This window comes from Chitinivibrio alkaliphilus ACht1, from assembly GCF_000474745.1.
Lineage (GTDB): Bacteria > Fibrobacterota > Chitinivibrionia > Chitinivibrionales > Chitinivibrionaceae > Chitinivibrio > Chitinivibrio alkaliphilus.
On record NZ_ASJR01000005.1, the window covers coordinates 51,808 to 66,258 of the forward strand.

16 protein-coding genes are annotated in these 14,451 nt (G+C 48.2%); 2 read left to right on the top strand and 14 right to left on the bottom strand.

What is annotated here, in order from left to right; all coding sequences use genetic code 11:
• The 7 genes from CALK_RS03355 to rplU are packed head-to-tail and all read right to left on the bottom strand — an operon-like array spanning position 1 to position 4,879.
• Positions 1-1,104 (bottom strand): ABC transporter permease, encoded by a 1,104-nt coding sequence (locus CALK_RS03355; protein ID WP_022636244.1) that lies wholly within the window; start codon positions 1,102-1,104, stop codon positions 1-3.
• Entirely contained in the window at positions 1,101-1,763 is a 663-nt protein-coding gene (locus CALK_RS03360) for a hypothetical protein (protein ID WP_022636245.1), read from the bottom strand. Before CALK_RS03360 ends, CALK_RS03355 begins: the two co-directional genes overlap by 4 nt.
• A gap of 10 nt (positions 1,764-1,773) precedes the next feature.
• A complete protein-coding gene (locus CALK_RS03365; RefSeq protein ID WP_022636246.1) occupies positions 1,774-2,763 on the bottom strand; it encodes an RluA family pseudouridine synthase in 990 nt (329 codons plus the stop codon).
• A complete protein-coding gene (gene lspA, locus CALK_RS03370) occupies positions 2,764-3,294 on the bottom strand; it encodes a signal peptidase II (RefSeq protein ID WP_022636247.1) in 531 nt (176 codons plus the stop codon).
• A 35-nt stretch (positions 3,295-3,329) separates the two neighbouring features.
• Positions 3,330-4,238 carry a tRNA modification radical SAM protein MnmL/YtqA gene (gene mnmL / locus CALK_RS03375; RefSeq protein ID WP_022636248.1) on the bottom strand — a complete coding sequence of 303 codons (909 nt, stop codon included), beginning with the start codon at positions 4,236-4,238 and terminating at the stop codon, positions 3,330-3,332.
• A gap of 60 nt (positions 4,239-4,298) precedes the next feature.
• Positions 4,299-4,553 (bottom strand): 50S ribosomal protein L27, encoded by a 255-nt coding sequence (gene rpmA, locus CALK_RS03380; protein ID WP_022636249.1) that lies wholly within the window; start codon positions 4,551-4,553, stop codon positions 4,299-4,301.
• Between the two features lie 14 nt (positions 4,554-4,567).
• Positions 4,568-4,879 carry a 50S ribosomal protein L21 gene (gene rplU / locus CALK_RS03385; protein WP_022636250.1) on the bottom strand — a complete coding sequence of 104 codons (312 nt, stop codon included), beginning with the start codon at positions 4,877-4,879 and terminating at the stop codon, positions 4,568-4,570.
• Positions 4,880-5,084: 205 nt separating this feature from the next.
• On the opposite strand from rplU, the gene CALK_RS03390 reads away from it, so the two are divergent.
• On the top strand, positions 5,085-6,077 hold the full coding sequence (locus tag CALK_RS03390; protein ID WP_022636251.1) for a diaminopimelate dehydrogenase: 993 nt from the start codon (positions 5,085-5,087) through the stop codon (positions 6,075-6,077).
• 9 nt (positions 6,078-6,086) lie between these two features.
• A complete protein-coding gene (locus CALK_RS03395; protein ID WP_022636252.1) occupies positions 6,087-7,415 on the top strand; it encodes a diaminopimelate decarboxylase in 1,329 nt (442 codons plus the stop codon).
• Positions 7,416-7,445: 30 nt separating this feature from the next.
• Here the strand turns inward: CALK_RS03395 and CALK_RS03400 are convergent, their stop codons facing one another.
• Genes CALK_RS03400 through CALK_RS03430 form a run of 7 tightly spaced genes read right to left on the bottom strand, consistent with a single transcriptional unit; the run spans position 7,446 to position 14,308 of the window.
• Positions 7,446-9,431, bottom strand: coding sequence for a DUF4954 family protein (locus CALK_RS03400; protein WP_022636253.1), 1,986 nt, complete (start codon positions 9,429-9,431; stop codon positions 7,446-7,448).
• A gap of 47 nt (positions 9,432-9,478) precedes the next feature.
• Entirely contained in the window at positions 9,479-10,327 is an 849-nt protein-coding gene (gene dapF / locus CALK_RS03405; protein WP_022636254.1) for a diaminopimelate epimerase, read from the bottom strand.
• 1 nt (position 10,328) lies between these two features.
• A complete protein-coding gene (lptE, locus tag CALK_RS03410; protein WP_022636255.1) occupies positions 10,329-10,817 on the bottom strand; it encodes an LPS assembly lipoprotein LptE in 489 nt (162 codons plus the stop codon).
• Complete coding sequence (locus tag CALK_RS03415; protein ID WP_022636256.1) at positions 10,804-11,856, bottom strand: ATP--guanido phosphotransferase; 1,053 nt, start codon at positions 11,854-11,856, stop codon at positions 10,804-10,806. Before CALK_RS03415 ends, lptE begins: the two co-directional genes overlap by 14 nt.
• The gene (locus CALK_RS03420) at positions 11,857-12,384 is read right to left on the bottom strand and encodes a UvrB/UvrC motif-containing protein (protein WP_022636257.1); all 528 of its coding nucleotides are present in this window, start codon (positions 12,382-12,384) and stop codon (positions 11,857-11,859) included.
• A complete protein-coding gene (locus tag CALK_RS03425; protein WP_022636258.1) occupies positions 12,371-13,060 on the bottom strand; it encodes an ABC transporter ATP-binding protein in 690 nt (229 codons plus the stop codon). The genes CALK_RS03420 and CALK_RS03425 overlap by 14 nt, the downstream gene beginning before the upstream one ends.
• Positions 13,061-14,308: an ABC transporter permease gene (locus tag CALK_RS03430; RefSeq protein ID WP_022636259.1), complete on the bottom strand. Its 1,248-nt coding sequence runs from the start codon at positions 14,306-14,308 to the stop codon at positions 13,061-13,063.
• Between the last annotated feature and the right edge of the window lie 143 nt (positions 14,309-14,451).

Sequence of the window (14,451 nt, forward strand, 5' to 3'; positions counted from 1 at the left end):
TTATTTTACCCTGTCCGGCATATTTTTTCCTGAACGTGGTGCGTATTCTCCATGGGGGTCTAAAACATCACGCAGGGCATCCCCCAAAAAGTTGTATGCCATTACGGTAATCAAGATAAAAAATCCGGGGATGAGGAGCCACGGATAGGCCGCAATACGTGTTACGTCCATAGCATCGGAAAGCAGCAATCCCCAGCTCACCTGCGGATCCTGTATGCCCAACCCCAAAAAACTAAGACTGCTTTCAAAAATAATGTATCCTGGAATAGAGATAGTAAGGGTTACCACGAGGTATGAAAAGGTTTGTGGAATAATATGGCGTAGTATAATTCGTACGGGATGCTGCCCCATGGCCTGCGCCGCCTGTACATACTCTTCCTCGCGAATGGCCTTGGCCATACCTCGAATAATACGGGACATCCCCGCCCATCCGATAAAACTCAGGATAAACACGATCATAAAATAGACCTGGGAAGAGGGCATATCCATGGGAAAAATAACCCGCAACCCCAAGAGGAGGTAGAACCCGGGAATCATCATCACAACTTCCGTAAGACGCATAATAGCCCCATCAACCATGCCACCAACATACCCTGCAAGCCCACCAAGGAACACCCCCACAAGGGTACTCACGGCAACACCAACAAAACCAATGGTCAGAGAGACCCGTGAGCCATAGAGTATACGGCTGAAGAGGTCCCGCCCACGCATGTCTGCTCCTAAAAGATAAAAACGGCCTTCGCCGCAGGTAGTACCCACAAGACGACGCCCAAGGGGAAATACCCCCCAGAGGCGAGCCGATGGATCCGGTGCAAAAAGCCGAAGATAGTAGGGACGCCTCCGCTCTTCACGATATACCCGCTGGCGATAGTGATCAAAGGTGTATTCACTCTGGTAGAAAAAGGGACGAAAGGAAAAATTCCCCTCTGCATCAAAAAAATAAATGCGTGTCGGCGGTGCATAGGAGTGACGACGCCACTCGTCATCCGGTTCCAAGGGCGCGAGAAACTCCGCGAACAACATTACCCCATACAAAAGAAGGAGAACTCCTCCGCCAACCAGAGCAAAGGGATGCCTTTTGAGAGCATCAACGGTTGTCTTCACAGCGCCTCCTGATCCTCCTCAGAAACCGCAGAATCATCCAGGGGTTCCCCATCGGCCTGTTCATTGCCGGAAAGCCGCTTCCAGAGATCGACAAAATACTCTCGGTCATCTCCCCGGGCAATGCCATAATAGAGTTCACTATTTCGCGCATCAAGCACACTTACGGTTGGGCGCTGCTCCACGACATCATCCTCCGCCAGATCTGCCAAGGCGGTATGCATCTTATGCAATCCAATAATTACAGACATCTGCCCCTTATGCTCCCAATAGGCGGAGAGGCTGGCATAAGGAGAAAGAGAAATAACATCGTGCTCTTCGGGAATACGCTCTGCCTCTTCGGAAGTTACTAAGAAACCTGCCATATAGTGGAGCAAACTATCTTCCCCCCCATCATAGGGATAAAACACACTCATCAGGGGTGAGAGAGTATCAACACCAACCTCGGAAAGATCCGACATCAGCGAATCCAACAGTGTTCCCGCTATTTCATAGGGATTTTGCGCTGATACGGTAATGGGAACCAGATATCCCCCGGGACGGTAATCTTCTACAAATTCAACTCGGGAATACCCCCCATAATAGGCATAAATTCCAATGAGCACCACAGCTACTGCTGCAACAGCAAAAAAAAGATTTCGAATCAGTTTATTCCGTATCATACAATACCTCTTACTCGTTCAAGGGATCACGTTCAAACAGATCATACTCCTGAGGAGAAAGATCCAGAATTGTCATTGCTTTGGAAAAATCGCTCTGCAGGGGAGCTGTAAAGATCTGCTTCTTTTGGGTAAAGGGAGAGACAAAGGAAATATATCTGGAATGCAGGGCTTGGCGAGAAAATGCTGCGTACATGCGATATGCAAAGGGACGCTCCATGGGTTCCAACAACTTCACCCGACTCTTATCCCCCAAATAGAGATCGTCACGTACAATGGGAAAACCAGCATAGGCAGAATGAACACGAATTTGATGCGTCCTTCCCGTATGAATACGAAATGCCATGGCAGAGATTCCGCATCGATAGCGTAATAGTGCATAGTCAGTACAGGCTGCCCGCCCATCCTGCCGCACGGCTCGTTTAATAGGGCTCGACTTACTACGCCCCAGGGGAGCCTCAATACGGCCGGATCGCTCCGGGTATCGGCCAAGACAAATGCCAAGATAGCCCTTGTAGACTTGTCGATCCATAAAAAGACGGCTCATTTTCTCATGCACTTCTTCATTCTTGGCAACAAGAAGAATGCCGCTAGTATCTTTATCGAGGCGGTGAATCAGACGTGGGGTGCCGGGGCATGAACGCAAATAGTGATATACGCCGTTGAGAATCGTCCCTCCGGGGTTTCCATTACCGGGGTGTACAATCTGTCCTGCCGGTTTATTTAGCACCATAATATGTGCATCTTCGTGCACAATATCAAGGGGAATATCTTCAGGCTCTACGACCATCTCCCGGGGAGGTGCTAAAAGCTCCTGCAACAAAACTGACACAAGATCACCTTCCCAGAGAACACAACTTTTTTTACTCTTCTTTCCATTTACTAACACCTGTCCTTTTTGGATAGCGGTTTGGATTCTAGTCCGAGATGCCTCAGAAAGAAGATGAGAGAGAAACACATCAAGGCGAATTTCAGCCTCGTTGGGGGTTATACGGAACTCCATTCAGGCCCCCTTTCCAGAAGATTCATCCTCTTCGCCACGCACAGTGCCAATAAGAATAGCGGCAATACCAAGGCTCAGCCAAATATCAGCAAAATTGAATATGGGCCACGGGTCTGCTGGAAAGAAACCAAGGTCAACCTTAATAAAATCAACCACCCCTTCCGGATATATCAATCGATCCATCAAATTTCCCAAGGCACCGCCAAGTACAAAGGCACTTCCCACAAACATCCATGGGGTTTTTTCCCAGGAAAGCGACCGCACAAAGAAGGAAAGAACCACAAGGGCGATCATGCCGAAAATAATGAAGAAAGCGCGACTTGAAAGCCCGGGAATAAAAACCGATGGGTCAATACTCCAGAGAGCACCGGGATTAAATACCAGGGTAAGGGAAAAAACATCACCCCACACTGACAGATCGGTATAGGGTTCAAGATATCGCAAAGCAAGACGCTTGGTTACAAGATCTATAATAAAGGCCGAACAACTAATTAGAAAGAACCATCGCCACGCAAGACTCGGTGTTTTCATACAACCCTCACGAAAAATAACATGGCTAAATATAATTAGAAACCGGGAGGCACATTAAGATTCCTGGAAATTTTATCTTGCAAGAACGCAAGGCTTTTATGCTTATCATAACTCCAAAGAGGTGCACAGAGGGTATTATCGTGCCGTGGCGTATCAGCCATAATACGATGATACACCATGCTACGGGGAAGCACACGCATCATTTCAATCAGAAGAGCTCCATATTCATCTAGAGAGACGGGCGCAATCTCCCCTGCTTGATAGAGTTTTTCAAAGGGGGTATTACGAACAATCATCAACTGATGAATTTTTACGCCTGCCACAGGAAGCTGCCCGACACGGCGGGCTGTATCCAGAACCTGCTCGCGCGTTTCTCCCGGAAGGCCTACCATAAGATGCGCAACCACCTCAACCCCTTGAGCGTGCAAGGCTTCAACGGAGTTGACAAAATCATCAAAGGTGTGTCCCCGGTTAATACGCGCCAAGGTTGTATCGTGGGCACTTTGCAAGCCGAGTTCAACGGAGATATATGCGCGCTGCGCAAGCGTTCCTAGATAGGCATACAGCTCGTGCGTAAAAGCATCGGGACGGGTTCCCACAGCAAGACCCACGACATCGGGAACCCCCAAAAGGGCCTCGTAAAGCTCCTCCAATACCGGTTGCGGAGCATAGGTGTTGGTATAGGGCTGCAAATATGCAATAAAGGATGTCTTTTTTTTATGGCGCCGCGCCAGACGACGGCAGGACTCATGCAGCTCCCGGGCAACATCGGTAGATACGCGCTGTGCCACCGGGCTAAAAACAGTGTTGTCACAGAAGAAACACCCTCCGGATGCCCCCTGCATATGCGGACAAGAGAACCCCCCGTTGATAGGGACCTTAACAACAGGCATTCCAAAGCGTTCTTTGAGATACTGCCGATAGGTGCGATAGGGAAGGCTCATACTACAAAAAAAGTCCCGCACACTTGTCGGGACTTTACACAATCGATTTTCATAGTTCCCTTACGCGGGAATAATACTAACGAACTTCCGCTTGTTTTTGCGGGTTCGGAACTCAACAGTACCTTCAGCTTTAGCAAAAAGAGTATTGTCACTTCCAATACCGACATTTTGCCCAGGATGAATTTTGGTACCTTTTTGACGAACAATGATGCTGCCCGCAGTAACAAGCTGTCCACCGTAGGCTTTTACACCGAGCATCTTCGGATTACTATCGCGTCCATTACTGGAACTACCCTGACCTTTTTTATGTGCCATTATACTCTCCGAATTTAGCTGTTTATAGAGGTAATCTTAATTTTCGTATAGGCTTGTCTATGCCCATTCTTTCTCTTGTAATCCTTCCGACGTTTCCGCTTGATTACAAGAACCTTTGCACCCTTACCGTGCTCTACTACTTCCGCTTTTACTTCTGCACCGTCAACAGTGGGAGAACCGACCTTTGTATCTGCTCCATCACTTAAAAGCAGTACGCGGTCAAGAACAATCTCGTCACCCTCTTTTGCATCAATAAGCGGAACTTCAAGGACATCACCCTCAGTTACCTTATACTGGAAACCGGCCTGTTCCACGATTGAAAACATTATTATCTCCTTATATCCATGATTTTCCGCTTGAAAATAGATCAATCCATCAATGAAAAGCAATTTTTTTTATAAAAACACCGGAAAACCACTCCGTGCCAAACCTTGAAGGAAAAAATACCCCCATACCTTTTGGTTTTACTGCTCAAAACGTATTTTACACGGCAAAATAAATCGAAAATGTACTATACAAAAGGATTAGACCATGTCTCAAAAAATTGCAGTAGCGATTATCGGTTACGGAAATGTTGGACGCGGCGTACAGACCGCCCTCAAACAGAACCCTGATATGGAACTTATGGGGATATTCTCCCGATCTCCTGAGCGGGTAAAACAGGATGTTCAGGATGTGCCCGTATATTCTGTGGACGATTTGCAGGCCTTACAGAAATGCTCCGTGGCAATACTCTGTGGAGGATCAAAAAACGACCTTCCCGTACAGGGGCCCCATTTCGCCGCTCACATAAGTACTGTGGACAGCTATGACAACCACAGCTGTATCCCTGAGTATTTTAATAAAATGAACCCGATTGCCCGGGATAACAAAACTGTTTCTGTTATTTCTACCGGATGGGATCCAGGAACCTTTTCCTTAGAACGAGTCTTAGGCAACGCCTTTCTTCCCGGAACAAAAACATACGGATTTTACGGTGTCTCGGAAAAGGGCGGACTCAGCATGGGGCACTCTGATGCACTCCGCACCATAGAAGGAGTAGCCGATGCACGACAATATACCCATGCGATCCCTGAAGCCATTGAGCGGGTACGCCGTGGAGAAAACCCTGATCTAAAACCGGAAGAAATGCATTGGCGGGAATGCTACGTTGTATTAGAAGATGGTGCAGATGCAGAAAAGATTGAAAAAGAGATTACAACCATGCCGGCCTATTTTGCGCCATACAAAACAGAAGTCCACTTTATATCTGCCGAAGAGCTCAAAGAAAACCACGCAGGGTTTCCCCATGGAGGAATGGTTATCGGTTCGGGATCTCTGGGCGGCACGAATCGCGGTACAATTGAATATCACAATACGTGGGACAGCAACCCCGCTGCCACGGCAAATATTCTCGTGGCCCACGCACGAGCCGCGCATCGCCTGCGGGAAGAGGAAAAATTTGGTGCGTATACGATTGTTGATATTCCTCCAGCCTATTTTTCCCCAAAAAGCCACGACGAACTTCTCGCAGAATTTCTCTAGGGAGGAGCTGTGAAAACTACCACAATTGGCCCAAATAGGCTCCCCGTAGAAGCGGTGCAAAATTGTCTCCGTCGTGGGAAAACCCCATTCTACCTGTACGATCAAGGACTTATTCGGAAACGATGCCGCCTGCTTCAGGAGATGCCCAACGCCTTTGGTGTATTTCCCCGCTACGCCATGAAGGCAAACTCAACTCGGGCTATTCTGCAAGAAATCCATGCTGCGGGCGTGGGCATTGACGCCAGCTCCTTTAATGAAGTACGTCGTGCAGAAATGGCTGGCATCCCTCTTGAGAACATGCTCCTTACCACCCAGGAAGCTCCTTTTGGAGAAGATCTTGATACGCTCGTAACCTCTATTGAACAAGGCTTGCGCTACAATATTTGCTCTCAGACCCAACTCGAAAATATTGCTGTGCGCCTTGCACCGGAAAAGCGCCGCTTTTCCATACGCGTCCACCCCGGTGTCGGTTCAGGAGAATCTGTCACACGTAATACAGGAGATAAATACTCCTGCTTTGGGGTGCATCTCAGTGATCTCCCGGCGCTGCTGTCACGCGCCCATGAATTGGGTGTTGTCTTTGATCAAGTCCATGTCCATATCGGTTCCGGCGGTGATCCTGCCGTGTGGGAAGAAAATATCGATCGTGAACTTGGCTTTGTGGAAACCTATTTTCCCCAGGCAACACGGGTAAACTTCGGTGGCGGATTTAAAGAGGCTCGCATGCCTCATGAAACAGCAGCAGATGTGTACAAACTCGGCCAGACTGCCAAAAAGAAGGTAGAAGAATTTTACGAGAAGACAGGCAGAAAGCTTACTACAGAGGTAGAACCGGGAAATTTTCTTGTGGCCAATAGTGGGTATCTTGTGACCCGTGTAGCAGATATCAAGCAAACCGGGGATCAGGGGTTCACCTTTATTCTTCTCGATGGAGGTATGGAGGTAAATCTCCGCCCGCTCCTCTATGGAGCACAGCACCCCTTCTACATCCTTGACGAACATGGCACTGTTCGCTTTGATGAGTTCCATACTGATCAACACTGTGAGGAACGTGAAGATCTTATTGTCGTGGGGCGCTGTTGCGAAAGTGGAGATTCCTACACACTACAGGACGACCATGCCATTGTGCCGCGCAGTATGATTCGTCCGCGGGTTGGCGACACCTGTATCGTGGGAGGAGTAGGGGCGTATTGCTCAAGCATGACGCCCTTTAACTACAACTCTCACGAGCAAATTAGTGAATATCTTCTTACGGAACGTGGAGAGTGCCACTGCATACGCAGTCGGCAACGCCTTGAGCAGATTGTTCAAAACGAACACTCTCTACCGCCGGCTTAACAAACGTGCGGGAGAACACTCCCGCACTAGTTATTGCACAGAGGCAAGTTTGGCATCAATAAAATCATACAGCTGTTTCTTACTCTGTTTATGCGCATTAATACGGCTCACAAAGGAGTTGGTTTCAAAACACCCCCGAACGGCATTGAAATCGCTGTTGCAGCATTCGCCATCACCGTCGATACCAAAGCCCACCATGGAACGTGAATCAAACTCCTTTGATGCATCTTCAATAAAGTAGTCGTCCAAACGCATGGTTATCTCAAGCCACTCCGCAAGGTACTTTTGTAACTTTTCCACAGGCATCTCATGGGGATACTGACCACAAAAGGTCTTCACTCGGGCACAGACCCAGTTCCAGGCATATTCATGATAGGAATCATGGAATACAGCCATGCGCTCAAGAAGTGCATCAGGAGTATCAACCTCTCCCCGTTCAACCTCTTCTAAAAGGGCCTCCACACACACCTTGGGCACAATACATCCAGCCACATCAACCCACTCCCCCATTCCTGTTTCCGAGGAAGGGGAAAGGACTGTGCGCAACTCCTCCACAGTGGAAAAGGTTCTCCATTGCAAGCGGTTACAAAAGACATTACCGCAATACTTCTTAATGCCCATACTGTAATAAACGAGCCCCTTTTCGAGGGAATAGAGCGGGATGTCAACCCCTTTATATTGGCAAAATTCGCGGTTAAACCCCTTTTCTTCATGAAGCCGAAGTAAAATATCACGGCCACGTATAATGGCATCGACACTGTTTGGGGTCAGCAAATCAAAATTAATAAGATCTCGGCAATGACCGGTTCGTCCGTCCCGAGTGGGCCATTTATCGGCATCACGAATTGTTCCCACAGATTTCAGGTTTACCCCAGGCACTAAGATTGACAGGGAATTTTTTCCTTCGAGAAGATAGGAGTAGGGTAAATCCTTTGTATCACAATGAGAGGTGTGCCGCCCCATAAGGAGGGTAAAATCGCCTACCCGCGCTGGCCATAAGATATAGGAATCACTGGCCGTTTTTGACCCCCGTCCCATAACCCCTTGATGTATGGGACCTAACTTATAGGCATGATTACTCTGATTTGAACCACTTCCCGCATTCATAAAAGAAAGATACGCTGAAATAAGGAGGGTCGAACGGTGATGGGTTGCCGTGAAAGGAGCTGCAAATACCGCAAAGGCTTCTCCATGATGCCCAATAAAATTCGCAAAAAAGAGGGAGTGCTCCGCCGAATACTGTTTTGCCAACTCGGCTCCTTCGCCAATGAAGCAGTTTGACACAATAGAGGCATCGAGTAACACAGCATTTTCATTAATAATGAAATTATCCGCAATAACCCCCGTGCCAATACGCACAGCACCCTCCATGGTACTATTTATGGAACCATTTCGCAGGCGTTCTGCCCCAGTAATACGGGCATTTTCTCCAATAGCAACATTCACAATGTTTCTGGAGCTCACAATGCGTGTATAATCTCCTACCCACCCTCGTGTTCCCCGTTTTTTATCAATACAGTGCTGTGCAAAGCAACGAAGCTTTTCCATCATACGAGGTCGATGGCGATAAAACACATAGAAGTAGGCAAATTGCGCACTGAGAGAATCAAACATGGGGACGGCACGCCCCCCTTTTTCATTGAGAACCCGTACGGAAACACCATTGCCGAAGGTGCTCTCTCCTTTTACATAGAGGGCATCGACATTTTCAATAAGAACATTATTGCCAATGGTGTAATTTGCAATATAGTTATGAACCCGATGAATAAGGGTGTCACTGCCAATTTCACAGTTGTGAATACGAACATCATATACCCCGGAAGGGGTTTTTATTCCTGCAGCATTCGTAAAACTGCGCCGAAAACACCCCAAGCGTACTTCGCCGGAAAAACGAGTGTTTCGCACACGGCTCTGATCAAAGGGCGGTTGAACATGAACGCAACTCCAATCCTCCGCTGAACAGCCATTTTTTTCAAGCGCCTCGATTTCCCCTGAAGTAAGCTCGCGATATTCCATATATCACCATGATTGTGTTTAAGTTATGAGTAGTATACTACGCAATTCTACATTGTGCCAGTCTTTTTTAGATCATCAAGAAAAAGAGAGCCATCAAAGATTTTCTTTGCCGGACCTGTCATATACACAGAATCGTCCACCGCTCCGCCCCACTGAATGTGTAAATCCCCCCCCGCAAGATGAACCGTTACACTTGTACCATGACGATTGGTCAAAACCCCGGCAACCACCGCGGCGCATGCTCCCGTTCCGCACGCCATGGTTTCACCGCAACCGCGTTCCCACACACGCATCTCAACCTCAGTAGGAGAAATACATCGAATAAACTCAACATTGGCTTTATGGGGAAAGATATCCATCTGCTCAATACGAGGGCCATCCTCCTGTACCATCTTCGTGGTTATCTGGGGAACATGTAGTACAACATGGGGGTTTCCCATGGACACAGCCGTCATGGTGTATGTCCGATCGCCCAGAGATAAAGGGGCGTTCACACAGGTATCACTCTCCCAGACAAGGGGGATATTCTCCGTAGTAAGAATGGGAACCCCCATATCAACCCGAAACCCCTTCGGATCAGCAGTGACTTCCTTTATACCGGCTGCAGTCTCAACGGCCATACTCGCTTGAGTCCACCCGCGCTTTTCCTGCACAAAGGCTGCAAAACAGCGAATGCCGTTACCGCACATTTCAGCTTCACTCCCGTCACTATTATATATACGCATGCGGAAGTCTCCCGCCCCCTCAGGGGGAAGGAGAAAAATTACTCCATCGGCACCAACGCCAAAGTCAGGGTCGCATAGGGCGGGGACAAAGGATTTTATTTTCGTGTCATCATCATCAATAAGAAGAAAGGTATTACCTAAACCGCTCATTTTCGTAAAAGAGATATTCATACTACCATCCGGGAAAAGATGCATCTAAGATATTTTGACTTATTAGTTCTACAGCCCTGCTCCGCCCAATTTGTTCACTCTCACTGTGCGCATCATACACGCCGCGTTCATGAAGCATGCCTGAAAAGAGAGTATCCCGCTCTACCGCATCAATAAACAGGACCTCCACCTGTACATAAATGGAGTAGGAGGAAATTTCCGTGTCGTGCCGCGCCCCGCGATACTCTTCCGCCTCTTCTCGATACTGACGAATGGTTGCCTGCAAATGAGCATCTCCATCAGAACCAACCACAGAAAGGCCACGTCGCCCAAAGAGAGCACGAAGGCTGTCGGTCAGCTCTTCATCGAGACCGTATACCAAAGCCGCATCATCGGCAAGGGGGATTTCCACCCGTCGAATATGGGGTGGAATGGAGGTGCCGTGAAAACTATAATAGGCACACCCCGTAACACAGAGAAAGGTGACAACAAGCCACCTAAGAGAGCCCATGTTCCAACTCCAGAAAACGTCGGGCCCGATCTGCACGAAGACGATCCAGAGTATCCGACGTGGGGCTGTCTATCTCTGAAGAGAGAGCAATGCTGCTCTGCATAAGCTCTGCGGTAATACTGTTTATGGTGTCCACAGAGCAAAAATCAACGATGCCACACGCTATGCCGAGACGAATATTGGACGTCAGATTGAGCATTTGTGAAATGGAGAGAAGTCGGGCATATTTTAAATATCCCAGGGAGCGAAAGACCTTATCTTCCAATTCAAGCGGAGCTTCTTCCATAAGAATCCTCCGCGCCTCTTTCTCCTTTTCAGCCACGGAGGCAAAGACGTCCTCCGCTTGCGCCATAATCTCTTCCTCCGTGTCACCCGCATAGGCTCCTGCAGTTACTGTAAAAAGAGCACCCCACGCATCCGACCCCGCGCGAAACTTCCCCTCTGCAGCACAGCCCAACTGACTGATACCGCTCAATACATCGGTAATTGTATCCGTGAGAACAAGGGCTGGCAAATGCATGGTTCCTTCCACGGAGAGCCCCGTACCGCAATCTTTCACCCGCGAGAGAAGAAACCCATTTTTATCAGTGTAGGCATAGGGAAGATATTCACCTAATACGGTATCCGCATCATTCACCCGCTTCCACCCCTCTGCCATACAGGCGGGAGACACATCGGCAAACAGGGCAAGATGATTTTCTCCGTTCACGGTCATTATCGGCTCTGACTGGTGTAAGGCCACCCCGCGATCACCATCCTCCTTTGTCACCGCCAGGGAGATGTAGTCGCGTTCAAAAAGAAGAGTCTTCTCAACATCGTGCAAAGAGCTAATATTCAACACCTCGTACTGCGGGGAGAGCCGTTGCGATGCCGTTGTAACTTCCTGAAACACCATGCTTTTCTCCATGAGAGAGGCTTGGGAAGGAAAGGGATATTTCTCAAGATTTCGTGACAATTTCAACCGCACTGCCAATAGGGCAGACGCATCCGTTTTGCGTAACCAGAGGGGTTTTTCCCGTACAAGAGCTTCCATATTCATTTATAAACCAGTCTCCATTCTATGTATTTTGTCGCGCAATACTGCGGCAAGCTCATATTTCTGTTTTTTAACGGCCCGATCAAGCTCATAGCGCAAATACTCTATCTCAGAGTGAAACCCCTTTGTTTTCGCGTAGTGATAGGGTTTCCCGTGATAATATCTACTCCGCCGGTTTGCCCGTAATTTCTCACGGACAACACCATCAAAGGTGTCATAACAACTACGGCATCCTGCTTGAAGATCTTTCTGAAAGGCGCTCTCTTTTTTTCCACAGCGGTAACAACGTTTCTCAGGAGGGACAAACTCATCAACCTCCTGCTCGTCGACAGAGGAAAATTCTTCTTGCTCCTCATCAAACTCTTCATACTCCTCAAAGGAATCAAGCTCTTCACGCAAAGGGTCGGGCACGTTAATACCCATCTTCTCTGCACACTCCGTGCAGATATGCCGACTGTGCGTATCGCGTCCTTCCACTTGCGTAAGCATAATTGTGGCGGGGTTCTCCCCGCACGACTCACACATTTTCATAGGGTACATCCTTTTTTTCCAATATGCCGTTTTGCAAGACCAGACAATAGTCCATAGCACGGGCTACTTCATAATCATGCGTGGCGATAACAACGGTTTGACCGGTATTTTTGTTTAACTCACGGAGCAGGTGAAGAAATTTTTCGGTATTCTCTCGATCCAGATTGCCCGTAGGCTCATCGGCAATAACAACCGTTGGCTCATTGAAGAGCGCACGACCCAGGGCGATACGCTGCTTCTCTCCGCCGGACAATTCCGATGGGTAGTGGTTATCACGCCCAACCACTCCAAGAGTTTTTAGAAGCTCTTTGGCACGGCGCCGTGCCTTCTTCAGCGGCGTGTGTGCAATCAATCCCGGAAGAAAGATGTTTTCACAGGCAGTAAAATCATTGAGTAAATGATGAAACTGAAAAACAAAGCCAATTTCCCGATTTCGCACCCGCGTAATCTCATGCTCCTGCAAGAGGTCAATGCGGTGGCCGCCGATAGATACCTCGCCTGATGAGGGAATATCCAGCCCACCCATAATCTGCATAAGCGTTGTTTTTCCTGAACCGGACGCCCCCATGACAGCCACCATATCCCCTGCACCTATGGAAAGAGAGATCCCCCGTAATACATGTACCGGAGCAGTGGTGTCTGAGAAGGTTTTATGAATATTTCGCAGGACAATCATTTAATCAATCCTTACGGCTTCTGCCGGAATAAGTTTTGAGGCCCGCCACGCCGGATAGAGAGCTGCAAGCAGGCACAGAATATTTGCAGCAACAAATACGGAAATGACATCACGAGGCATAAGCAGCACTGGAAGGGAGCTAATAAAATACACATCACCGGGAATGTCAATCAGCTGATAGGTGTCTTGTACCACACACAGGGTGATACCTGCAATGGTTCCTCCCAAAGATCCAATCAAGCCAATAATTCCTCCATGAAGAAGAAATATTTTCACGATGGAACTGCGTCGAGCCCCAATGCTGCGCAAAATCCCGATTTCACGGCGTTTTTCCATAACCATCATAACAAGGGACGAGGCAATATTAAAGGCGGCAACCAACATAATCAAGGAGATAACAATAAGAATCACCCGTTTTTCCACTTCCATCCACTGAAAAAGAGACTGGTTCCTGCTTTCCCAATCCGTTCGTTTAAATTCATGTCCCACAACCTCATTAAGCTCTTTAGCTACAGCGGCCGCCGTAAAAATATCTTCACATCGAAAATTCAGAAACTGAACCCCTGCGACATTGTATAAACGTTGGGCTTCATCTAAGTTGATATAGGTAAAAAGGCGGTCATATTCATACATGCCTGTTTTAAAAATACCCGCCACGGTAAACCGACTCATTCGAGGTGTCATGGTGGTCAAGTCGCCTTCGCCGGCAGTACTCATGAGAACCACCTCACTGCCCACATCCACCCCAAAACCGCGAGCCAATTCTTCTCCGATAATAATAGCAGGATTCTTCCGATCCCGTTGCGAATAGGCACTATCAAGGCCCCACTCTCCCCGCACCATCTGTTGTGCCACCGTGGTAATACGTGACTCTAAACTATCCACAACACCAAAAACCTTTACTCCATCCTGTATGGGAGGAACATCATGCACCGGATTCGTATACTCAATAACCGATTTTGCTTCAATGGAGGGGGATACCGCAACCACAGAAGGATGCTCCTGCACTAAGGCAGCAAGGGAGTCATAATTTTCAAGGGGGCGATAAAAGTAGCGACGAAGCTGTCCATGCGGAAGAGCACCGGTTATCTGATCACGTACTTCCGTTTGAAATCCATTTGATATGGAAAGGGCAACAATAAGTACCATGGTGCCAAGGAGTACTCCAAGAATGGAGATATTGGTGATGAGGGTAATAAACCCCATCTTCCGGCCTCGCAGATATCGAAGAGAAATAAAGAGTTCCACAGTGCCCCCGACTGAATTCAAATCATAGGGTAAAATATGTTATGCACAGGCTCAGGAGATATTTCGGAAGATCAAAACTCGCCCCATATACGAAAAGAGGCGGCATATAGCCGCCTCTTCCTCAACCAACCGTTGCGGTCGGT